The 22,254-nt window shown below is 71.3% G+C and carries 16 protein-coding genes; 11 read left to right on the top strand and 5 right to left on the bottom strand.

Features of this window, described 5'->3' with window-relative positions; genetic code table 11:
- Nucleotides 1–65: 65 nt before the first annotated feature.
- From BM290_RS10125 to pstS, 4 genes are all read left to right on the top strand, one after another.
- On the top strand, nt 66–6,506 hold the full coding sequence (locus BM290_RS10125) for a DUF3320 domain-containing protein (protein WP_093612321.1): 6,441 nt from the start codon (nt 66–68) through the stop codon (nt 6,504–6,506).
- 13 nt (nt 6,507–6,519) lie between these two features.
- On the top strand, nt 6,520–6,651 hold the full coding sequence (locus BM290_RS50600) for a hypothetical protein (RefSeq protein ID WP_275413046.1): 132 nt from the start codon (nt 6,520–6,522) through the stop codon (nt 6,649–6,651).
- Nucleotides 6,652–6,727: 76 nt separating this feature from the next.
- On the top strand, nt 6,728–8,026 hold the full coding sequence (locus BM290_RS10120; protein ID WP_239143191.1) for a hypothetical protein: 1,299 nt from the start codon (nt 6,728–6,730) through the stop codon (nt 8,024–8,026).
- A 233-nt stretch (nt 8,027–8,259) separates the two neighbouring features.
- Nucleotides 8,260–9,300: a phosphate ABC transporter substrate-binding protein PstS gene (gene pstS, locus BM290_RS10115; RefSeq protein ID WP_239143192.1), complete on the top strand. Its 1,041-nt coding sequence runs from the start codon at nt 8,260–8,262 to the stop codon at nt 9,298–9,300.
- 103 nt (nt 9,301–9,403) lie between these two features.
- On the opposite strand, the gene araD is transcribed toward pstS, so the two are convergent.
- The 4 genes from araD to BM290_RS10095 all read right to left on the bottom strand — a co-directional run bounded on the left by araD (nt 9,404) and on the right by BM290_RS10095 (nt 13,317).
- Nucleotides 9,404–10,111, bottom strand: a complete 708-nt coding sequence (araD, locus tag BM290_RS10110; RefSeq protein ID WP_093612317.1) for an L-ribulose-5-phosphate 4-epimerase AraD — start codon at nt 10,109–10,111, stop codon at nt 9,404–9,406.
- A gap of 160 nt (nt 10,112–10,271) precedes the next feature.
- Nucleotides 10,272–10,757, bottom strand: a complete 486-nt coding sequence (locus BM290_RS10105) for a hypothetical protein (RefSeq protein ID WP_093612315.1) — start codon at nt 10,755–10,757, stop codon at nt 10,272–10,274.
- 640 nt (nt 10,758–11,397) lie between these two features.
- Nucleotides 11,398–11,760 carry a hypothetical protein gene (locus tag BM290_RS10100; protein ID WP_143133678.1) on the bottom strand — a complete coding sequence of 121 codons (363 nt, stop codon included), beginning with the start codon at nt 11,758–11,760 and terminating at the stop codon, nt 11,398–11,400.
- Between the two features lie 564 nt (nt 11,761–12,324).
- Nucleotides 12,325–13,317: a LacI family DNA-binding transcriptional regulator gene (locus BM290_RS10095; protein ID WP_093612311.1), complete on the bottom strand. Its 993-nt coding sequence runs from the start codon at nt 13,315–13,317 to the stop codon at nt 12,325–12,327.
- A 323-nt stretch (nt 13,318–13,640) separates the two neighbouring features.
- Between BM290_RS10095 and BM290_RS10090 the strand changes: the two genes are divergently transcribed.
- The 6 genes from BM290_RS10090 to BM290_RS10065 all read left to right on the top strand — a co-directional run bounded on the left by BM290_RS10090 (nt 13,641) and on the right by BM290_RS10065 (nt 20,573).
- On the top strand, nt 13,641–14,624 hold the full coding sequence (locus BM290_RS10090; protein ID WP_093612309.1) for an ABC transporter substrate-binding protein: 984 nt from the start codon (nt 13,641–13,643) through the stop codon (nt 14,622–14,624).
- A 61-nt stretch (nt 14,625–14,685) separates the two neighbouring features.
- On the top strand, nt 14,686–16,212 hold the full coding sequence (locus BM290_RS10085) for a sugar ABC transporter ATP-binding protein (RefSeq protein WP_093612307.1): 1,527 nt from the start codon (nt 14,686–14,688) through the stop codon (nt 16,210–16,212).
- Nucleotides 16,209–17,234, top strand: coding sequence for an ABC transporter permease (locus BM290_RS10080; protein ID WP_093612305.1), 1,026 nt, complete (start codon nt 16,209–16,211; stop codon nt 17,232–17,234). Before BM290_RS10085 ends, BM290_RS10080 begins: the two co-directional genes overlap by 4 nt.
- Nucleotides 17,231–18,256, top strand: coding sequence for a galactofuranose ABC transporter, permease protein YjfF (gene yjfF / locus BM290_RS10075; protein ID WP_239143197.1), 1,026 nt, complete (start codon nt 17,231–17,233; stop codon nt 18,254–18,256). The genes BM290_RS10080 and yjfF overlap by 4 nt, the downstream gene beginning before the upstream one ends.
- 37 nt (nt 18,257–18,293) lie before the next feature.
- Nucleotides 18,294–19,778 carry an L-arabinose isomerase gene (araA, locus tag BM290_RS10070; protein ID WP_093612303.1) on the top strand — a complete coding sequence of 495 codons (1,485 nt, stop codon included), beginning with the start codon at nt 18,294–18,296 and terminating at the stop codon, nt 19,776–19,778.
- Nucleotides 19,779–19,838: 60 nt separating this feature from the next.
- Complete coding sequence (locus BM290_RS10065; protein WP_093612499.1) at nt 19,839–20,573, top strand: ZIP family metal transporter; 735 nt, start codon at nt 19,839–19,841, stop codon at nt 20,571–20,573.
- A gap of 6 nt (nt 20,574–20,579) precedes the next feature.
- Here BM290_RS10065 and BM290_RS10060 read toward each other — a convergent pair whose 3' ends face one another.
- On the bottom strand, nt 20,580–21,275 hold the full coding sequence (locus BM290_RS10060; protein ID WP_093612301.1) for a laminin G domain-containing protein: 696 nt from the start codon (nt 21,273–21,275) through the stop codon (nt 20,580–20,582).
- 211 nt (nt 21,276–21,486) lie between these two features.
- Here BM290_RS10060 and BM290_RS10055 point away from each other — a divergent pair, with 211 nt between their 5' ends.
- The gene (locus BM290_RS10055; protein WP_239143198.1) at nt 21,487–22,236 is read left to right on the top strand and encodes a hypothetical protein; all 750 of its coding nucleotides are present in this window, start codon (nt 21,487–21,489) and stop codon (nt 22,234–22,236) included.
- Nucleotides 22,237–22,254 lie beyond the last annotated feature (18 nt).

Genomic DNA, 22,254 nt, shown 5'->3' with positions numbered 1-22,254 from the left:
GAGATACGTCGGATTAACCCGGAAAACCACCACGGTGACCCACCTCGCCTTGCTGGAATGGGCGCATGCGGTGGGATGAAGCTGACGGGTTGACCGGGCGGCCGGACGCGCGTGTCCGTGGAGTGCTCGAATCCTGGCGTGCCGGTCTGCTCGACCTCACCGCCGCGAACCCGCTCATCCACGCGGATCCGTGGGGCGCCGGGGTGGTGGCGATCGACAGCCCGTCGCCGCGTGGCGTGCTCGAGGCCCTGCAACAGGGCCGCGAGTGCGGCTTCCTGGGCGTGGAGGAACAGGAGGAGGGCCCGCGCCCGCGGACCGCCAGCGTGTTCCAGACGCACATGACCGACGCCGAGATGGACACCACGCTGCGTGCCCTGCGCCGTACCGACCACCGTGACCAGCTCGAATACGGCATCTCCGCGCTCTACCTGGCGCTCGGCACCCTGCACTGGAAGGACGACGAGCAGGAGTACGCCAGCCCGATCCTGCTGATCCCGGTCGACCTGGTCGACTCGGACCCGCTGGACTACCCGCGACTGCGGGCCCGCCCGGACGACCCGCTGGTCAACCCGGCCCTCGCCGTCCGTCTCCGGTCGCGCGGCGTCGACCTGCCCGCGGTGGAGGGCCTGACCGGGCTGGACGTCACCGTCTTCTGGGCACGCCTGGACGCGGCGATCAGCGAGCACCCGGAGTGGCGCACCGACGAGGCGATCCTGCTGTCCCGGTTCACCGTGCACCGTGAGGTCGTCTACCAGGACCTGGTCGACAACGAGCGGCAGATCCTCGCGCACCCGGTGATCCGGGCGCTGGCCACCGACGCCCGCTCGCAGATCGACGCGTTCAAGTTCGAGCCGATCGGCGCCCGCCGCATCGACGACGTGGCGCCGCCCGACGACATCCCGCTCGTGCTGGACGCCGACGCGGCCCAGCGCTCGTGCGTGGCGGCGGCGATGGCCGGGCGCAGCTTCGTGATGCGCGGCGCGCCCGGCACCGGCAAGTCGCAGACCGTCGCCAACATGATCGCCGCGCTGATCTTCGCCGGGAAACGGGTGCTGCTCGTCTCCGAGAAGGCGGCCTCGCTCGACGTGGTCAAGGACCGGCTCACCCACGCCGGGCTCGACGACTACCTGCTCGAACTGCACAGCGACCAGACCGGGCGCGACCACGTGGCGACCACCCTGGCGGCCGCCCTCGACTTCATCCCGCTGCCGCCGCCCGGCCTGTCCACCGACGAGCGCCAGGAGCTGCGCGAGCACCGGGAACGGCTGAACGCGTACGCCGAGGCGATGAACGAGGTCCGCGAGCCGCTCGGCCACCGGCTGCACGACGTCCTCGGCATGTGTGCGCAGATGACCGACGTGCCGGCCGCCCCGGTCCCGCCGGTCCTGCCGATCCCGCTCACCACCCAGTCCCTGCAGAAGGTCCGCGACGCCGCCGAGCGCCTGGGCCGCGCCTGGCGCCCGGCCCTGCAGGGCGACGCCTACCTGTGGCGTGACGTGGTCGACCGCAACCGGCTCGACGCCCGCCTGCACCAGGCGCAGGCCGCCCTGGAGCACCTGGTCGAGGCGGCCGGCGACGATCCGCTCGCCGCCGCGTTCCGGGCCCGGCACCTGGCCGACGCGATCGCCCTGACCACGCTGGTCGGGCACGCCGCCCGCCGCCCGCCGGAGGCCGCCGACGAGTGGCTCACCCTGGACAGCCTGGAGCCGGTGGCCCGCGCGGCGGAGGGCCTGCTGCGCCACCTCAAGTCGCTGCACCAGGCCGAGGACGCGGTCCGCTCCCGGGCCGGCGTCACCTGGTCGGCGCTGCCCACCCCGGGCAAGCTGCCGATCGTGCCGAGCCTCGTGCACCTCGACCCGCCGCCGGTGGAGCTGCTGCCGCTCACCGCCGCGCAGGCCCGCGGCCTGGCCCGCCGGTTCGCCGACGAGGCCGACCGGCTCGAACAGCACCAGCACAGCCTGGACCGGGTCACCGCGCGGCTCGGCCTGCCCAACGTGGTGGCGTTCTCCGACATCGGCCGGGTCGCGTCCATCGTCGACCTGCTGTCCCGCGCCGACAAGCCGGAGGCCGCGTGGTTCGACGCCGCCGGGATGACCGCCGCGCACACCGCCGCCCGGATGCTGCAGCGGGCCGTCGAGGTGGTCCGCGCCGCCGAGGGCAAGGCACGCGAGCACTTCAACGAGGGCGCGCTCGCCCACCCGGTGGACGAGCTGGCCGACCGGTTCGCCAGCGTGCACAAGGGGCTGCGGAAACTGCGGGCGCCGTACCGGCGGGACCGGAAGGCGGCCGCCGAGATCGCCCGGCCGGACGTGAAACGCAAGCAGGCCGTCGCCAACCTCGCCGCCGCGGCCGCCTGGAAGAAGGCGCTCACCGACCTCGACCGGACCGAGCGGGAGTACGCCCGGATCCTCGGCCGCCACTGGAGGCGCCTGGACACCGACTTCGACGCCATCCGCAACGCCCTCGGCACCGCCGAGGAGGTTCTGCGCGTCACCCCGCCGGAGGCCCTGCCCGCGGTCATCGAACGGGTCAGCGCCCCCACCCCGAACAGCGCGATCATCCGGATCGTCTCGGAGGCGCGCAAGGAGTTCGACAGGTGGACCGCGGCACTGCGCCCGGCGCCCGAGCCGGCCCCGCGCCCGCAGCTGGCGGCCGGGCCCATCCACGACGCGGTCACCTGGCTGCGGGCGCACGTCGAGCCGCTCACCGCGACGGCCGAGCTGGTCCAGGCGTACAGCGTCGCCGCCGGGCGGGACTTCACGCTCGCCGAGTCGGCCGCCATCGGCCTGCTCCGGGAGAGCGCCGCCGACGCCGCAGCGGCCCTGGCGGCCAACGCCGGGGAGTACGCCAAGGTGCTCGGCAACGCGTACCGCGGCACCCAGACCGACGTGGAGGCGCTGGCCTCCGCGATGGCGTGGACCTCGGAGGCCCGGCGCATCCGGGTCGGCGTCGACACCGCTCTCACCACCGAGCAGGTGGAGGCCCTGGCGCGGTCGCGTCCCACCGACACGCTGCCGTCCCGGGTCGCCGAGTGGCAGGCCGCCCGCGACTGGATCCTGCGCGCCTTCGCGCCGCGCCGGCACGCCCAGCTCACCGCCGCCCTCGACGACTACGAGCACGCGCGGGAGCTGATCCGGGCGCTGCTGGAGGACGGCAAGGGCCAGCAGGAGTGGTTCGACTACCAGGGCGCCCGCGAGATCCTGGCCGAGCACGGACTGGACGCGGCCGTCGACTTCTGCGCCCGTGAGGACCTGGCGGTCGAGCAGATCCTGCCGGTTCTCGGCCGGGCCCTCTTCCAGTCGTGGGCGGACACCGTGATCCGCGAGGACGACCGGCTGCCACCGCTGGACGCCGCCGCCCGCGACCGGCTCGTCGAGGAGTTCCGGATCTGGGACGCCCGGCTGCAGCGGGCCGCGTCGGCCGACGTGATGAACGCGGTCGACGAGATGCAGCCGTCCGGCACGGCCGCCGCCGAGGCCGCGCTGCTCCGGGCGTCCGCCGCCCAGCAGGGCCGCAAGCTGCCGGTCAGCGAGCTGATCGGCCGTACCCGGCATGCGACCCTCGCGGTGAAGCCGTGCTTCCTGACCGTTCCCGCCGACGTGAGCCGCCTGGTCCCGGCCGACCTCACCTTCGACGTGGTGATCATCGACGAGGCGTCCCGGGTGCCCGTCCCGGACGCCGTCACCTGCATCTACCGGGGCGCGTCGTTCGTGGTCGTCGGCGACGACCGGCAGCTCACCGCGCTGCCCACCCCCGGCGAGGGCCGGTCCGTGCTGGACCTGGCGATCAGCTGCGCCGCCTTCCCGGTGCTCGACCTGGCCACCCACTACCGCAGCCGGCACGAGTCGCTGATCGCGTTCGCCAACCACACCTTCTACCAGGGCATGCTCAACACGTTCCCGCCCGCCGGCCCGGCCGGCCCGGACACCGGCGTGCAGCTGTTCCCGGCGATCGCGGAGAACGGCGACGAGGGCCTGGCCGATCTGGTCGCCAGCCGGGTCGCCCACCACTTCGTCACCCGTCCCGAGCTCAGCCTCGGCGTCATCGCCAGCACCGCCGACCTGGCGATGCGGATCGAGGCCGCGGTCGCCGACATGGTGGTGCCGCCCGAGGACGACCGGCTGCGCGGGTTCTTCGTCAAGGATCTGGACGCCGTGCAGGGCGACGAACGTGACGTGATCCTGCTGGCCTTCGGCGCCGAGCTGGGCGGTCTGGCCGGCCCGGACGGCTGGCGGCGGCTCAACGTCGCCACCACCCGGGCCTCCCGCCGGGTCGAGGTGATCTCCACGGTCCGCGGGCGGGACCTGCCGGACACCGAGGAGCTGCGGCCGCTCGCCGCCTACCTCGACTACGCGACCCGCGGCGAGGCGGCGCTCGACCTCGAGGACACCCGGCCGGAGCAGCAGACACCGTTCGAGGACTCGGTCCGCGACGTCATCCGCGCCTGGGGATACCGGGTACGGACCCGGGTCGGCACCGGCGCCTTCCGGATCGATCTGGCGGTCCGCCGCTCGGCCCGGCGCAACGCCCCGTACGCCCTCGGCATCGAGTGCGACGGCACCACCTACGACTCGGCGCCCGCCGCCCGCGACCGCGACCGGCTGCGCGAACAGGTGCTGGAAAGTCTCGGCTGGAAACTCCACCGGGTCTGGGGCACCGCCTGGTACCTGGACCGGGAGCACGAGGAACGGCGGCTGCGGACCGCCATCGAGGCGGCGCTCGCCGAGTTCCCGCCCGAGGACCAGGCCGCCGAGCTGGACGGGGCCGCGATGCCCGCGACGGCCGGGGAGGAGCAGCGGGAGCCGGTCGTCATCCTGCAGACCGACGAGGGGTACGCCACGAGCGAGCCGTCCGAGCCGATCGACCTGGTCGAGCCGTCCGAGCCGATCGACCTGGTCGAGCCGGTCGAGACGATCGAGATCGTGGCGGAGGAGACCGCGGACGAGGTGGCCGAGGAGCCGGTCGTCCCGGTCGACGCGCTGGGCGCCCTCGACGACGAGGCGGACGCCTACCTGGCCGGTGTCGGGGATGTCGAGGAGCAGGCCGCGGAGCAGTGGGCGGCGGAGGCCGTACCCCCGGATGATCTCGCGGAGGAGCCGGTGGCCGCCGGCGAACCGGAACCGGCCGAGGCGGAGGAGGAGCCCCGGGTCCGGGCCGCGATCTTCGAGAAGGTCACCCGTGCCGAGGTCGAGGAGGAGGGACCGCGGGTCACCGCGGCGGTGTTCGAGCGGGTGACCCGGACCGAGGAGTTCGAGGGCCCTCGCGTGCAACCGGCGGTCTTCGAGCGGGTGTCGCGGGCCGAGACGGCCGGGGAGTTCGCCGAGTACGGGAGCTTCGAGGACTACGACGACTACGACGAGTTCGGCGAGCCGCGGGTCGTGCGGGCCACCTTCGAACGGCTCAGCCGGGCCGACGTGCGACGCGCCGAGGCCGAGCGTGCCGAAGCCGCCCGCGCCGAGGCCGAGCGGATCGAGGCTGCCCACGCGGAAGCCGCCCGCGTGGAGGCCCTCCGCGTGGAGGCCGCCCGGATCGAGGCGGCCCGGATCGAGGCCGCCCGGGTGGAGGCCGCCCGGGCCGAGGCCGCCCGTGTGGAGGCCGCCCGCGTGGAGGCCGCCCGCGTGGAGGCCGCGCGCGAGGAAGCCGCCCGGATCGAGGCCGCCCGGATGGAGGCCGTCCGTGCCGCGGAAGCCGAGGCGGCCGAGCGCCTGGCCGAGGCCGAGGCCGCGGCGACCCGGGCCGCGGCGGCCGCCGTCGAGGGCCTGCCGATCGCCCAGCCGGTGTTCGTCTCGCCCGAGTTCACCGCCGAGCCGCCGCCCGCCCGCAAACGCGCCCGCGCCAAGCCGGCGAAGAAGGCCGCCGCCCCGCAACCCGTGCACGGGATCCAGGAGTGGGCGCAGCCGTACCGGAAGGCGAAGCTCACCGCCCTGCCGGACGGGGCGAGCGTGGCCGACCCGGCGACCGCACGCCGCATCGCCGACGCGATCCGCCGGATCGCCGCCGTCGAGGGACCGGTGCACATCAGCATCGCCCTGCAGCGGATCCGCGACGAGTGGGCGCTGACCCGGATCACCAAGCAGGCCCGCGCCGTCATCGACGCCGCCATCGGCAAACTGGCCGCCAAGGGCGACGTGACCTGGGCGGACGACTTCCTCGGCGACCCCGGCCAGCTGGTGCCCACGGTCCGGCTCCGCGCCGACGGGGTGGCCCGCAAGGCCGACCAGATCGCCGACGCCGAGCTGCGGGTCGCGATGGAGCACCTGGTCACCGACGCCGGGGCCATCGACGTGGACGGCCTGCTCGCGGCGACCGGCCGGCTCTACGGCTGGGCGGCCCGGCGCTCCACCGAGGTGGACGCCCGGCTCACCACCCTGATCGCCGACCTGGTCGCCGAGGGCCGCCTGCATCGGCGGGCCGACGGGCTCAGCGCCGCCCACGACCTGCCCGACCCGCTGACCCTGCCCCGCCACGACACGGCCCCCGCGCCCTCCAGGAAAGTGAGGGCCTGACACCGTCGCGGTATTGAACGACAACAACTTCCCGTTCTCCGGCCGGCGGACCGCCGGGGTGGTCGACAACAATGAGTGGATCACCATTGAGCTGCCCTCGTCGCTGCGCCCCGACAAGCGCATCTTTCCAGCTCACAGCCGGTAGGAAAACGGATACTTAACTGCCGGTGAACGCACGGGCGTGCTGTCACGGAATTGCATTAATGGCCTACCGTGACGGCGTGCCAGCGATAGAACTCCGGCGCGACACACCCGGACTCCTGCGTTTGTTCACCGCCGTCACCGCGGCCGTCGCCCTGGTGCTGCTGACCGTCCTCACCGTCGTCATGATCAGCGTCCGCGACCAGGTGCGGATCATCGGCCGGGAGGCGGCGCCGCAAGCCGCCACCGCAGCCGACCTGTATTTCGCGCTCAGCGACCTGGACGCCCAGGTCACCCGGATCCTGCTGGCCGGCGACGGCGACCAGCTGGCGAGCAGCCGGATCGACGCGCTCGGCGCCTACCGGGACCGCGGCTACCAGGCCGATCAGGACCTGCAGGGGTCGACCGCGGACAGCGCGGTCACGCTCCGGCTGATGGACGGGCTGGCCGTCTACCGTCAGCGGATCGGCCAGGCCCTCGCCGCGTCCTCCGCGGCCGACCGGCTCGGCTACTGGACACAGGCCACCAACCTGCTGCACCAGCGCCTGCTGCCGGACGCCGAGGACCTGCGCCGGCAGAGCCAGAAGCGCCTCGACGACGCGTACGCCCGGAAAGCCGCCACCGAGACCACCGGAACCGCCGTCGCCGTCCTCCTCGGCGGCGCCCTCGTCGCGCTCCTGATCTTCCTCCAGGTGTGGCTGGCCCGCCGCTTCCGCCGCCTCTGGAACCCGGCCCTGCTCGCCGCGACCACGCTCGCCCTGCTGCTCGCGATCGCCGCGACCGCCGTGCTGCAACTGCAGTCCCGGCAGCTCGCCGACGGCCGTGACACCGGCCTCGGTCCCTACCTGGCCCTCTCCGAGTTGCGGGCCCTCGGCTACGACGCCGCCGCCGACACCGGCCGCTACCTCGTGTCGGCCAACCTCGCCTACTACCGCGACGACTTCACCGCCAAGTCCGGCTGCCTCACCGGCGGCCCGGGCTGCCGCCGCGCACCGGTCTCCACCGCCACCTCCGCCACCTCGGACGCCGCCTCGGCCCGTGGCGGCCTGGCCCCGCTCGCCGGATCCGTCGCCGCCGATCGCTGGACCGCCTACCAGGCCGTTCACCAGCGGATCGTCGCCCTCGCCGACAGCGGGCAGACCGACGAGGCGGTGCGTCTGCTCACCGGGATCCGGCGCGGCGACGCGGCCTTCGACTTCGCCTACTTCGACGCGTCGCTCGCCACCGTCACCGAGACCCGGCGGCAGGACTTCGACCGGGCGCTGCGCGCCGCGGAGACCACGCTGACCGGCTGGTCCTGGTTGCCGGCTCTCTTCCTGCTGCTGGTGCTGGCCTTACTCCCTTTGTCGGTACGCCCACGCCTGGCCGAATACCGATGAGGCGGTCACGCGTTCCTCGCTGCCGCGCCCGGCTTCCGTACCCGCCTCCGGGCTCGGTCGCCCGGCCGGCGTCTCCCGCTTCTGCGGTGCCTGCCCTGCCGTCTCCCGCTTCTGCGGCGCCTGCCCTGCTGTCTCCCGCTTCTCCGGCGGCCGCCTCGCCGTCACCCGCGTTCGCCGCCTCCGGCGGCGCGACCCAACCGGGCTGGTCTCTTCTGTCGAGAGGTGAGAAAGGTATGAGGCTGCGAGCACTTGCCGCCGTCGCGCCGCTGGTCCTGGCTCTGACCGCCTGTGACGCCCCGGTCGCGCCGGAGACGCCGATCGCCTGCGCCTCCGGTTCGGTGTCCGGCCAGGGCTCCTCGGCCCAGACCAACGCGATGAACGCCTGGATCAAGGCCTACCAGATCGCCTGCGCCGACGCCGCCGTCGCCTACACGAGCACGGGTTCCGGCGCCGGGGTGAAGGCGTTCATCGAGGGAACCGGCGACTTCGCCGGCACCGACACCCCACTGAACACCGCCGACCTGCAGGGCGCCACCACTCGCTGCGGCGGCCCGGTGGTCCACCTGCCCCTGGTGGTGGGCCCGATCGCGCTCGCCTACAACGTCGCCGGAGTGGGTGACCTCCGCCTGACCCCACCCACCATCGCCAAGATCTTCAGCGGAACCGTGACCACCTGGAACGACAGGACCATCGCCGCCGACAACCCGGGCGCCGTCCTGCCGTCGACGAAGATCAGCATCGTGCACCGCGCGGACGGCTCCGGGACGACCGCCAACTTCCTGCGTTACCTCACCGCGGCCGCCCCGTCCGACTGGACACACGGCGCCGGCAGCGACTGGCCGCTCCCCGGCGGCATCGGCCAGCGGGGCAGCCATCGGGTGGTGGCCGCGATCAGCCGGACCGACGGCGCGATCGGTTACGTCGAATCCTCGTACGCCCGGGTCACCGACCTGCCCACGGTCCGGGTGGGCGCCCCCGACGGCAGCTACGCACAGCCCGACGACCAGGCGGCCGCCCGGACGATCGCCGCCGCCGACGTGACCGAGGACCTGCGCCTGGAGATCGACTACGTCGCGGCGACCGCCGGCGCCTACCCGATAGTCCAGGTCACCTACGAGTTGGTCTGCCGGAACACGGTCTCCGGCGTGGCCCGGAGCTTCCTCACGTACGCCGCCGGGGAGTCCGGCCAGCAAGCCGCCGAGCAGGCGGGGTACGCCCCGCTCCCAGCGGCCCTGCAAACCCGGGTGACCGCGGCCCTGTCCACCCTCCGCTGACCCGGCTGCGGTTACCGTGGCGATCCGGTGAGGCCAGGGCTGATCATCGGCCTGGTGAGGCCGGGACTGGCATCGGCCTCGACCGCACCGGATCGCGGTCGGGTCAGGCTGTGGGGTTGCCGTAGTAGGCGCCCGGGCCGTGCTTGCGTTTGAAGTGGCGCTCCTGCAGGTGGGGTGGGGTGGCGGCGTTCGGGTTGAGGGCCAGCGTCTTGAGGGCCATCTCGGCGACGGCTTCGAGGATGATGCCGTGTTCGACCGACTTCTGCGGGGTGGCGCCCCAGGTGAACGGGCCGTGGTTGGCGACCAGGGCGGCGGGGATCGCGGCGGCTGCCTCGTCGTCGCCGATGGTCTCGATGATGACCCGGCCGGTGTTCAGCTCGTAGTCGGTGGCGCACTCCTCGGGAGTGAGGGTGCGGGTCACCGGGACCGGGCCGTTGAACGTGTCGGCATGCGTGGTGCCGAGGACCGGGACGTCGCGGCCGGCCTGGGCGAAAGCCACCGCGTTCGTCGAGTGGGTGTGGGTGACGCCGCCGATCGAGGGCCACGCCAGGTAGAACGCGCGGTGGCTCTCGCTGTCGACGGACGGGCGCAGGTCGCCGGCGAGGACCTTGCCGGTGGCCAGGTCGACCGGGACCAGGTGGTCCTCGGTGAGGTCGTGGTAGGCGACACCCGACGGCTTGATCAGGTAGAAGCCGCCCTCGCGGTCGATGCCGCTGACGTTGCCCCAGGTGAGCTGGGCCAGGCCGGCCTCGGGGATGGTCTGATTGGCCAGCAGCACGGCCCGGCGCAGGGCCGGCGAACCGTAAGTCACGTCGTCTTCTCCTCGACCGCACGATGTTAGCGCTCACGATAACGGAACCACAGTGCTCCGACACAAGGCCGAAACGCACTGGACTTGATCGCCGAACGGCATGTTAGCGACAACAGTGGCGTCCGGTGGGGGTCGGCTCGGAACTGACGCTACCGGTTGATCAGTGACGGGTGGCCTGAGTTACCACACGGACCATGTTGCGCAGGCGGGAGCGCAGGCCGGCGGCCGGAACCGGCTCGGAACGGGTGTTCGACGAGCGGGCCGGGGGAGTGCGCCGGTTGCGGGGCAGCCCGGCGGGGGCGGGACGCTGGCGCGGTACGGCGTTGACCGGGCCGCCCGGGGCTCGCCAGGTGAAGGTGACGCCGTCCAGGACGACGGTCTGGCCGGCGGCGCAGAGCCCGGAGGCAGCCGCGCCGGCGCCGGCGCCCCCGTAGATGATCATCAGGCTGGTCTCGGCGGCGGGCGCCGAGGTGTGCACCGCCCACACCTCGCCGTGCCCGCGGAGCCGGGTGCCGCCGGCGGTCAGCAGGGCGGCCCGGCCGCGCAACGGGACAACCAGCTCACGGCCGGTGGCGTCGCGGATGTGCAGGGTCCCGGAGAGCCTGGGTGATCGTCGGCGGAACCATCCGTTCGTCCCGGGAGCCACCAGCCCACCGTCCCTTCGCGACCGCGCCGGCTTCGAGCACGACGCGACCGCCCCCGCGCCGGGGCGCCGGAAATCCGCGAACGGTGTGGTCGTCGTCGAGCACTCCCTCGGACTGTAGTGGCGTCCCGCCAGATCGCAATGGCCCTCACCGGCGAGGATGAGCGGTGAGGTCTCGCCGGGTCGCAATGGCCTGATGGGCGAGGGCGAGCGGTGGCGTCTCGCCGGGCCGGGATAGCTGTCATTGGCGGGATGAGCGGTGACGCCTGGCCGGGTCGCAATGCCCCCCACCCGAGAGGATGATCCCGGTGGCCCGGTGGCCCGGTGGCCCGGTGGCCCGGTGGCCCGGTGGCCCGGTGGCCCGGTGGCCCGGTGGCCCGGTGGCCCGGTGGCCCGGTGGCGTGTGCTCATGGCCCGTGGCCCGTGGCCCGTGGCCCGCGGCCCCATGGCCCGAAGGCCCCAAGGCGCGCTGGCATGCCGCGTGATCGTGTCCGCGGAAATGCGATTCGCGAATGACAGTCGTTAGTTTACGTTCCTTTTTATCGTCGCCGTCATTTCCGCGACGTCGGGCACTTTGAATGAAGATACGGCGCAGCGGCGTGTGGGGTGGTCGACCCACACGCCGCGCATTTACCGGATGAAATCAGACGAGGTTGGTGAACTCGTCGATGGTGTCGGCCGGCGAGGACGTGATGTAGAAGTTCGCCCGCTTGCCCTTTCCGCCGATCTTGGCGCTGCCCGAGCTGACCGCGGTGCCGTTCTTGAAGAAGTAGATGCCGTAGTAGGCGGACTTGCCGTCGGCCTTGGTGTCCTCGACGTAGCCGTCCACCGAGACGTACTTGCCGTTGGCGTCGCGGCAGTGGTGACCCTTCACGGTCACGCCGACGTCCGCGATGCTGAAGTAGCTGCAGGTGGCGGCCTGGGCGGCGACCGGGGCCAGCAGCGTGGCGCCGAAGAGCGAGGCGAGGCCGACGGTCATCGCCCGGAAGGCGGTCCTGTTACGCACAACAATCCCCCATCGTTGAAGCGTCAGCGGATGCCCGGACGGCATCCGGCTGGAATGCGGATGCGGAGAGTGAACGTGCAGGCCTCCCCGTAACGCAGCGCATTTAGTGGCCGGTGCCTACCCCGGACCGCTGCGGAGGCCATGAAAACAGGCCGCTTCGGTAATCGGCCTCAAATCGATCATGCACCCCCGTGCGGCACCGATCTTTACATGGAGCTTCCTGAATCGGCAAGGCCGTGAATCGCCCCTGTCAACAGCGCCGGTGCGTTCGATTCTTCGGGCTGCTCGTCATTGTCGCTGGTGGACATGCCTGCGAAGCCGCGAAGATCTTGTTAACGATCACAGATAAATTTCCCTGAATATGACGGTGCCGCGGCTGATCGGCTGCGGCACCGGGTGCTCACGCGCTGGGAAGGGCGGCTCCGGCGCCGGAAAGGCGCTGAGCGGGGCCGGCGCTGGACCGGAAGATCCCGGGCCAAGCGGGGCGGTCGTTGGTCCTGGGCAGCGCTCGGCGGGCGCCGGTCCGGGGGCAGGCGTCGGGTCGAGGGGCGCTGAACCGGAAGGTCAGGCGCTCGGCGGGGCGGCGCTGGCCCGGGGAGTGAGGCGCGGCGCCACCACCACGTCCTCCGGTGGGGCGTCGCCGTCCGGCAGGGCCAGGTGGCGGAGCAGGAGTGCGAGGGCTCGCCGCCCGAGTTCGGCGAAGTCCTGGTGGACGGTGCTCAGCGGGGGAAGGAAGTAGCCGGAGTCCGGCATGTCGTCGAATCCGACGACGCTGACGTCGTCGGGCACCCGACGGCCGGACTCGTGCATGGCGCGTAGCACGCCGAGGGCGATGCGGTCGTTGGCGCAGAACACCGCGGTCACCGACGGGTCCTCGGCGAGCCGGCGGCCCTGTTCGTATCCGGCGGCGGCGTCCCACCACCCGGCGGTGACCGGGGGCACGACGGCGCCGGCCGCGTACAGCGTCTCGCGCCAGCCGTCGACGCGGGCCTGTGCCTCCGGCCAGTCGAGCGGGCCGGCCACGTGGTGGACGGTGGCGTGGCCGAGGTCGAGCAGGTGCCGGGTGGCGAGGCGGGCGCCGGCGGCGTTGTCGACCCGTACGGTCGGGAAGCCGCCTTGATCGTCCCCGCCGACCGCGACGCATGCCATCCCGGCGGGCGCGTGGGTGAGCGCCGTGGTGACGGCCGGCTTGGGGGCGATGGCGATGATGCCGTCGACGCCGTGCTGGACGAGCCGGTCGACGGCCTCGAGCACGGGGCGGTGTGACAGGTCCCGGACGGTGGCGACACTGACCAGGTAGCCGGCGGCCCGGGCGGCGCTCTCGATGCCGTAGAGCATCGATTCGGGACCGAACAGGGTGGTCTCGAAGCCGACGATGCCGAGAGTTCGTGACTCTCTGGTGGCGAGCGTACGGGCGGCCAGGTTGCGCCGGTAGTTGAGCGACCGCATCGCGGCGAGCACCCGTTCCCGGGTCTCGGCGCGCACGTTCGGATGCTCGTTGATCACGCGCGACACGGTCTGGTGCGAGACGCCGGCGAGTTTGGCCACGTCACGCATGACGCTGCCACGCTCTTTGCCGGTTCTCGGCCGGGGCGTGGGCGTGGGTGGTTCGAGGGCCGGATCAGTGCTCGGCACCTGTTCAGATGTCGCCATTGGACGATTCCTAGCAGCTTCGGTTCGATCACCACGGGTGAGGAGGGCGTTCTTGCAACAGCTTCGAAACGTTGATCCGGATCTCTTGACGAGGCGGATGAGAACGGTAACACTCCAGAAACGCAAGCTGTGACGGCGGTCGCAGAAGGACGCCGATCTCCGCGGATCTGGGCTGGTAGCCCTACCCGCTGCTTATTTGTGAACGGTAACAGTTTCTGGAGGTTGTAGTGCGTAGGACCTTGTCTGTGGCGGTGCTCGGTGGTCTGCTGGCCGTCTCCGCTCTCGCCGGTTGTAGCAAGGACGGCGGCACCGAGGGTGGTGGCGGCGACGACGGCAAGATCGTCCTCGGCTTCTCCCAGGTCGGCGCCGAGAGTGGCTGGCGTACCGCGAACACCGAGTCGATCAAGGCGTCGGCCAAGGCGGCCGGCATCGAGCTCCAGTTCTCCGACGCGCAGGGCAAGCAGGAGAACCAGATCGCGGACATCCGCGGCTTCATCACGCAGAAGGTGGACGTCATCGCCTTCTCGCCGGTGGTCACCTCGGGCTGGGACGCGGTGCTCAAGGACGCGAAGGACGCCGGCATCCCGGTGATCCTGACCGACCGTGCCGTCGACTCCACCGACACCTCGCTGTACGAGTCGTTCATCGGCTCGGACTTCAAGGTGGAGGGCCAGAAGGCCGGCGAGTGGCTGGCCAAGGAGTACGCGGGCAAGACCGGCGACGTGAACATCGTCGAGCTGCAGGGCACCACCGGCTCGGCGCCGGCCATCGACCGGCAGACCGGTTTCGCCGACGCAATCAAGTCCAACCCGAACCTGAAGATCGTCAAGACGCAGACCGGTGACTTCAAGCGTGCCGACGGCAAGACGGTCATGGAGACCTTCCTGCAGTCGGTGCCGAAGATCGACGTGCTCTACGCCCACAACGACGACATGGGCCTGGGCGCCATCGAGGCGATCAAGGCGGCCGGCAAGAAGCCCGGCACCGACATCAAGATCATCACTGTCGACGCGGTCAAGGACGGCATGACCGCCCTGGCCGCCGGTGAGATCAACTACATCGTCGAGTGCAGCCCGCTCCTCGGTGACCAGCTGATGGAGACCGTCAAGGCGGTCAAGGCCGGCAAGCCGGTGGAGAAGCGGATCCTCACCAAGGAGGGCACCTTCACCCAGGAAGAGGCCAAGGCGGCTCTGCCCACCCGCAAGTACTGATCTGCCCGCAGGCCGCCCCGGTTCGCCGGGGCGGCCTGTGAGCCCGAAAACGGAGCCAGAGATGGGCGAGCAGTCACCGGTCCTCGAGATGACCGGGATCCGAAAAGTCTTCCCCGGCGTCGTCGCCCTCGACGGCGTCGATTTCCGTTTGTTCCCCGGTGAGGTCCACGCCCTCATGGGTGAGAACGGCGCCGGCAAGTCCACCCTGATCAAAACCCTGACCGGGGTGTACGAGATCGACGGTGGCGACATCAAGCTGGGCGGCCGGCCGGTGCGCATCTCCGGGCCGCTGCAGGCGCAGCAGGCCGGTGTCAGCACCGTCTACCAGGAGGTCAACCTCTGTACCAACCTCTCCGTCGCGGAGAACATCTTCATCGGCCGTGAGCCGCGCCGATTCGGCAAGATCCAGTGGGGCAAGATGCGGCAGCGGGCCGCGGAGCTGCTCGCCCGGCTCGACCTCGACCTCGACGTGTCCGCCCCGCTCAGCTCCTTCTCGCTGGCGATCCAGCAGATGGTCGCCATCGCGCGCGCGATCGACGTGGACGCCCGCGTGCTGATCCTCGACGAGCCGACCTCCAGCCTGGACAGCGCCGAGGTCGAGCAGCTGTTCCGGGTCATGCGCCGGCTCAAGGAGTCCGGCGTGGCGATCCTCTTCGTCTCGCACTTCCTGGACCAGATCTACGAGATCTCCGACCGGCTCACCATCCTGCGCAACGGCCGGCTGATCAGCGAGCACCGGATCGAGGAGCTCTCCCAGGTCCAGCTGGTCGAGAAGATGATCGGCAAGGAGCTGGCCGCTCTGGAGGACCTCGAGGACAAGGCGCAGAGCAACCGGGAGCGCGCCGCCGAGGCCAAGCCGGTCCTGGAGGCCAAGGGCCTGGGCCGTGCCGGCGCGATCGCCCCCTACGACCTGACCATCCACGAGGGCGAGGTGGTCGGGCTGGCCGGGCTGCTCGGCTCCGGCCGTACCGAGCTGGCCCGCCTGCTCTTCGGCGCGGACAAGGCCGACAGCGGCGAGGTGCTGGTGGACGGCAAGCGGATCAACCTGCGCGACCCGCAGGTCGCGATGAAGCACCGGATCGCCTTCTCCTCGGAGAACCGGCGCACCGAGGGCATCATCGGCGAGCTCAGCGTCCGGGAGAACATCATCCTGGCGCTGCAGGCCGCCCGCGGCTGGACGCGCCCGATCCCGCGCAAGAAGCAGGACGAGATCGTCGACAAATACATCAAGGCGCTCCAGATCCGGCCCGCCGACCCGGAGCGGCCGGTACGCAACCTGAGCGGCGGCAACCAGCAGAAGGTGCTGCTGGCCCGCTGGCTGATCACCGAGCCCCGCCTGCTGATCATCGACGAGCCGACCCGCGGCATCGACGTCGGCGCCAAGGCCGAGATCCAGCGCCTGGTGGCCGAGCTGTCCGACGGTGGCATGGCGGTGCTGTTCGTCAGCGCCGAGCTGGAGGAGGTCCTCCGGCTCAGCCACAAGATCGCGGTGCTGCGGGACCGGCGCCTGGTCGAGGAGTTGGAGAACACCGCGGACGTCGACGCGGACCGCATCATGCAGACCATCGCCAGCGGAGCAACCTCATGACGACCATCCTCAAGCACCGGCTGTTCTGGCCGTCCCTGATCCTGGTGGTGATGCTGGGCGTCAACGCGTTCACCTCCCAGCAGTTCGTCACCATCCAGGACGGCCACCTCTTCGGCACCCTGATCGACATCCTGCGCGGCAGCGCGCCGCTCATCCTCGTGGCCCTGGGCATGACACTGGTCATCGCTACCGGCGGCATCGACCTGTCGGTCGGCTCGGTGATGGCCATCTCCGGCGCTGTCGCCTGCCTGCTGATCAGCGACCTGGGCAACCAGAACTCGATCGGCTCGGTGCTGCTGATCATCGGCGTCGCGATCCTGGTGTCGCTGGCCCTCGGGCTGTGGAACGGCGCGCTGGTGGCGATCGTCGGCATCCAGCCGATCATCGCGACGCTGATCCTGATGGTGGCCGGCCGTGGCGTGGCGCAGCTGATCACCGACGGCCAGATCATCAACGTGCGGTCCGACCCGTACTCGACGCTCGCCTCGGGCTTCTTCCTGACCATGCCGGTCGCCTTCCTGATCGCCGCCGGCGCGGTCGCGCTGACCGTCCTGCTGACCAGGAAGACCGCGCTGGGCCTGCTGCTGGAATCGGTCGGCGGCAGCCCGACGGCGAGCCGCCTGGCCGGCATCGGCGCACGCCGGATCACCGTCATGGTGTACGTGGTGCTCGGCGGGTTCGCCGGTCTCGCCGGCCTGATCGCCAGCGCCGACATCAAGAGCGCCGACAGCATCTCGGCCGGCAACCTGATCGAGCTCGACGCCATCCTGGCCGTGGTCATCGGTGGCACCGCGCTCATCGGCGGCCGGTTCTCGATCATCGGCACCGTGCTCGGCGCGATCATCATCCAGACGCTGCGGGTCACCGTGGTCGCGGTCGGCATCCCGCCCGAGGCCAACCTGCTGTTCAAGTCGGTCGTGGTGGTGGCGCTCTGCCTGTCCCAGTCGCCGGACTTCCGCGCGAAGGTCTTCGGGCGCTTCAAGTCGCGTCCCGCCGTGGAGAAAGTTGGAGTCCCCGCATGACCACCACGGACATGACTCCGGTCACCAAGGGTGGCGACGGCCCCGAGCTCAACAGGCGGCGCCGGGTCTACAAGCCCAACACCAGATACGTCCCCATCCTCGCGACCCTGTTCCTGCTGATCGTGATGTACAGCAGCGGTGTCGCCAACTTCCGGAACTTCGAGGACCCCAGCGTCATCGTCAACCTGTTCCGGGACAACGCGGTGCTGCTGGTGGTCGCGGTCGGCATGACCTTCGTGATCCTCACCGGCGGCATCGACCTGTCGGTGGGCGCGGTCATCTCGCTGACCACGGTGCTGACCGCCACCCTGCTCAAGGGAGGCTGGCCGCCGCTCGTCGTGCTGCCGGCGGTGCTGCTGCTGGGCGCGCTGATCGGCGCCGGACAGGGCGCTGTCATCCACTTCTTCAAGGTGGAGCCGTTCATCGCCACGCTGGCCGGGCTGTTCCTGGCCCGCGGCCTGGCGCTGTTCATCAACCAGCAGTCGATCCCGATCCGGGACGCGTTGTGGAAATCGCTCTCGGAGACCCGCTTCCCGCTGGCGGACGGTGTCGTCACCAAGCCGATCGCCGTCGTGGCGGTGGTGGTCGTGCTGATCGCGGCCGCGGTGCTGGCCTGGACCCGGTTCGGCCGCAACGTCTACGCGATCGGCGGCAACGCCGACTCCGCGCTGCTGATGGGTCTGCCGGTGGGCCGTACCAGGATCGCGGTCTACACCCTGAGCGGCTTCTGCGCGGCGCTCGGCGGCGTGCTGTTCAGCATCAACTCCACCTCCGGCTGGGCGCTGCAGGGCAACGGCATGGAGCTGGACGCCATCGCCGCCTGCGTCATCGGCGGCGTGCTGCTGACCGGCGGCTCCGGCTTCGTGTGGGGGACGCTGCTCGGTGTGCTGGTCACCGGCCTGATCCGGACGATCATCAACTTCCAGGGCGATCTCAACGCGGCCTGGGCGCGGATCATCATCGGCGTGCTCCTCTTCGCCTTCATCGTGATGCAGCGGCTCGTCACGAGAAAAGCGAAATAACCGGCATGACTGTCAAAGCAACGAGAAGGGCGACCACATGAGCAACGGGGAAATCTGGTTCCTCACCGGCAGCCAGGGTCTCTACGGACCCGAGACCCTGGAGCAGGTCGCCTCCCAGTCCCGGGAGATCGCGGGGCAGCTGGACGCGCAGCTCGATGCGGACGTGGTCTGGCAGCCGGTGCTGACCAGCGCCGAGCAGATCCTGGAGATCTGCCGGCGGGCCTCGTCCACACCCGGCGTGCTCGGCGTGGTCGCCTGGATGCACACGTTCTCCCCGGCCAAGATGTGGATCGCCGGGCTGGACGCGCTGCGGGCGCCGCTGCTGCACCTGCACACCCAGCACAACGTCGAGCTGCCCTGGTCCGAGATCGACATGGACTTCATGAACCTCAACCAGGCCGCGCACGGCGACCGGGAGTTCGGGTTCATCGAGGCTCGTCTGGGCGTACCCCGCAAGACCGTCGCCGGGCACGTCAGCAACCCGGCCGTGGTCGCCCGCATCTCCACCTGGGTCAAGGCCGCCCGCGGCTATGCCGCGATGCGCAGCCTCAAGCTGGCGCGCTTCGGCGACAACATGCGCGACGTCGCGGTCACCGAGGGCGACAAGGTCGAGGCTCAGCTGCGGTTCGGCGTCTCGGTCAACACGTACGGGGTGAACGACCTGGTCGCCGTGGTGGACCAGCAGTCGGACGCGGAGATCGACAAGCTCGTCGAGGAGTACCGGGACACCTACGACGTGGCGCCCGAGCTGCTCGGGGACCGGCTCGACTCGCTGCGCTACGGGGCCCGGATCGAGCTCGGCCTGCGGCAGTTCCTCACCGAGGGCGGCTTCCGCGCGTTCACCTCGAACTTCGAGGACCTCGGCGGGCTCCGGCAGCTGCCCGGTCTCGCGGTGCAGCGGCTGATGGCCGACGGCTACGGGTTCGGCGGCGAGGGCGACTGGAAGACGTCGGTCCTGGTGCACACGCTCAAGGCGATGGCCCCGGGCGGCGGCACCTCGTTCATGGAGGACTACACCTACGACCTGACGCCGGGCAACGAGGTCATCCTCGGCGCCCACATGCTCGAGGTGTGCCCGACGATCGCCGCAGGCAAGCCGAAGCTGGAGATCCATCCGCTCGGCATCGGTGGCCGTGAGGACCCGGTCCGCCTGGTCTTCGACGCCGCCCCCGGCAAGGCCATCGTGCTCGGCCTGGCCGACCTGGGGGAGCGGTTCCGCCTGGTCGCCAACGAGATCGAGGTGGTCCCGCCGACCGCGCCGCTGCCGAAGCTGCCGGTCGCCCGGGCCGTGTGGAAGCCGGCGCCGTCGCTGTCCACGTCGGCCGAGTGCTGGCTGACCGCGGGCGGCCCGCACCACACCGTGCTGTCGTCGGCGGTGGGCGCGGAGGAACTGGCCGACCTGGCCGAGATGGTCGGCACCGAGCTGCTGGTCATCGACGAGGCGACCACCACCCGGTCGTTCGTCAAGGAGGTGCGCTGGAACCAGGCGTACCACCGGCTGGCCCGCGGTTTCGGCCGCTGATTCACCGATCATCCCGCCCGGGTGGTGTACCGGGCGGGATGGCCGGGAATGCTCAGCGGCATGCCCGGTTGGTTGGAGGCGGGCGGCTGGGGCTTGCTGGCCGGCTCTGCGTTGCTGCTCGGCGCGGCGGTCGGCTTCCTGGCCGACATCCCGCGGCGGATCATCGCGTCGATCATGGCGTTCGGCGCCGGTGTGCTGCTCTCGGCGGTCGCGTTCGAGCTGGTCGGTGAGGCGTACGAGCAGGCCGGCATGGCGTGGGCCGCGTCCGGGGCGATCGCCGGCGCGCTGATCTACACCGGCTGCAACGTGCTGCTCGCCCGGCGCGGCGCCCGCAACCGCAAACGGTCGGAGGACCGCAAGGACGACGGGTCCGGGCTGGCGCTCGCGCTCGGTGCGCTGCTCGACGGCATCCCCGAGTCGATCGTCATCGGCACCAGCCTGCTCGCCGGCGGCGGGGCCAGCGTGGCGACCGTGGCGGCGGTCTTCGTCAGCAACGTCCCGGAGGGGCTGTCCAGCGCGGCCGGGCTGCGGGCGGCGGGGCGCAGCCGGGCGTACGTCTTCGGCCTCTGGTCCGGCATCGCGCTGATCAGTGGGCTCTCCGCGATCGCCGGGTACACGATCCTCGCCGACGCCCCGGCCACGCTGCTCGGCTGGATCACCGCGCTGGCCGGCGGGGCGATCCTCACCATGGTCGCCGACACCATGATCCCGGAGGCGTTCGAGGACGCCCACCTGCTGATCGGCCTGATCACGGTGACCGGCTTCCTGCTCTCCTTCGCCCTGTCCCACGTGTAGCCCCGCTCACGACGCCTCGACCTTCACCCAGTCGAGGTCGCCGGCGTAGTAGTCGCAGCCGACGTCGACCTGGTCGCAGTCGATCTTGCCGCCGATCGTGACCGGCCAGTTGTTGCTGATCGTGCCGGTCCAGCCCTCCCGGGACGCGGCCCGGAAGCCGTCGATGGCGAGGATGACCTGGTCGCGCAGCCGGATGCAGCGGACCACGTGCCAGTCGCCGTCGTTGATCCGGTAGGGCGCGATCAGCTCGATCGTGCCCCGGCTGCCCCGGTAGGTGCAGGTGGCCCGGCCGTTCGGGATCTGCACCTTCCAGCTCCCGCCGGCGACAGTGGCCTGGCCCTTCTGGACGATGTTGCCGAACTTGTGGGTGGTTCGCAGCCGCATCGTCACGGCGAAGTTCCGGTCGCCCGGGTCGAGGTCCGAGTGGTCGCCGACGATGACCAGATGGCCGGGCCGGGTCGGCGGGGTGTCCGGCTCCAGTCGTTCGAACCGGTAGCCGCGCACGTACCCGGCGGTCAGACCTGTGCCGACCTCCGGTCCGATTCGTCCGTGATGCCCGTGGCCGCTCACGTCGGCCATCCAGGAGCTGCCGGACGCCTCGTCCATCGTCCAGACGGCCATTCGTGGGTCGGCGGCGTGTGCGGCGGCCGTCTCCGGGCCCGCGACGACGAGGAAGAGGCAGGTCAAAAGGGCGGTTCGCATGGATCGTCCTTCGGTGGGTCGGACACAAGATCCAATTCATCCTAATACGTGATTTGTCTGGATTAGGGCATTGTGGCGTAAATGTGATCGTCCGCGGACCCTCGCAAACGGGCAGCTCAGCTTGGTAGCATCCGCCGATCATGGCCATGCGCCGGCCCACCCCAGTCTGCCGGTCGCCGGACCTCACCCCTCGAGTAAGGATCGTGTGGAAGTGCTGCTCAATGGGACGGACAGTCAGACCTCGGAGCACGCGGTGATCGCCCCCAACCCCGGCCTGCCCAACCAGGCGCTGCAGGTGCTCGCGCTCGCGCAGCGCACCGCCGAGGAGCATGTGGCGAGCGCGCAGCACCACGCGGACAAGATCCGTACGGATGCGCTCGCGGCCGCCGAACAGATCGCGCGGGACGCCCAGGCCCACGCCAACAACGTGCGCCGCGAGGCGGACCGGGTGCTGGCCGAGGCCCGCGCCGGCGCCGAGCAGATGGCCCGCGACGCGCAGGCCCGCGCCGAGGAGGCCCGGCGCACCGCGGAGAAGATCGTGGCCGACGCCCGCTCCCGGGCCGAGACCATCGGCGCCGACGCCATCGCCGGCGCCGAGCAGCTCAAGCACCAGGCCCAGCAGCGCTACGACGACGTCGTCGGCAGTCTCGGCGCCAAGCGGGAGGCCCTGCAGCAGCAGATCGAGGCGCTGGAGCAGTTCGACCGCGAGTACCGTGGCCGGCTCACCGGGTTCATGCAGAGCCAGCTGCGCGCCCTCTGGGTCGACGCCCCGCAGATGAGCGAGTATGTCGAGGAGGAGCCGGTCGCCGAGGTGATCGAGGCGGCCCCGCGGCACGCGCAGCCGGCCGAGGAGCCCGAGGCCGAGGCCGACGCCCCGCAGCAGCAGGCGCAACAGCAGCAGCAGGCGCAGCAGCCGCAGCCGGCGGCGGCGCAGCAGCAGGACGACGACGAGGAGAAGTGACCGGAGGGGCCCCGCGGG

The organism is Actinoplanes philippinensis, assembly GCF_900113015.1.
In the GTDB taxonomy this organism is placed as follows: domain Bacteria; phylum Actinomycetota; class Actinomycetes; order Mycobacteriales; family Micromonosporaceae; genus Actinoplanes; species Actinoplanes philippinensis.
This window is presented reverse-complemented; position numbering and strand designations above follow the sequence as displayed.

Bases quoted from the DNA above. Each gene is read 5' to 3' on its own strand.
- BM290_RS10125 (WP_093612321.1), top strand. From the start codon at position 66: ATGCGGTGGGATGAAGCTGACGGGTTGACCGGGCGGCCGGACGCGCGT.
- pstS (WP_239143192.1), top strand. From the start codon at position 8,260: ATGAGGCTGCGAGCACTTGCCGCCGTCGCGCCGCTGGTCCTGGCTCTG.
- BM290_RS10095 (WP_093612311.1), bottom strand. From the start codon at position 13,317: ATGCGTGACGTGGCCAAACTCGCCGGCGTCTCGCACCAGACCGTGTCG.
- BM290_RS10085 (WP_093612307.1), top strand. From the start codon at position 14,686: ATGGGCGAGCAGTCACCGGTCCTCGAGATGACCGGGATCCGAAAAGTC.
- BM290_RS10080 (WP_093612305.1), top strand. From the start codon at position 16,209: ATGACGACCATCCTCAAGCACCGGCTGTTCTGGCCGTCCCTGATCCTG.
- yjfF (WP_239143197.1), top strand. From the start codon at position 17,231: ATGACCACCACGGACATGACTCCGGTCACCAAGGGTGGCGACGGCCCC.
- araA (WP_093612303.1), top strand. From the start codon at position 18,294: ATGAGCAACGGGGAAATCTGGTTCCTCACCGGCAGCCAGGGTCTCTAC.
- BM290_RS10065 (WP_093612499.1), top strand. From the start codon at position 19,839: ATGCCCGGTTGGTTGGAGGCGGGCGGCTGGGGCTTGCTGGCCGGCTCT.
- BM290_RS10060 (WP_093612301.1), bottom strand. From the start codon at position 21,275: ATGCGAACCGCCCTTTTGACCTGCCTCTTCCTCGTCGTCGCGGGCCCG.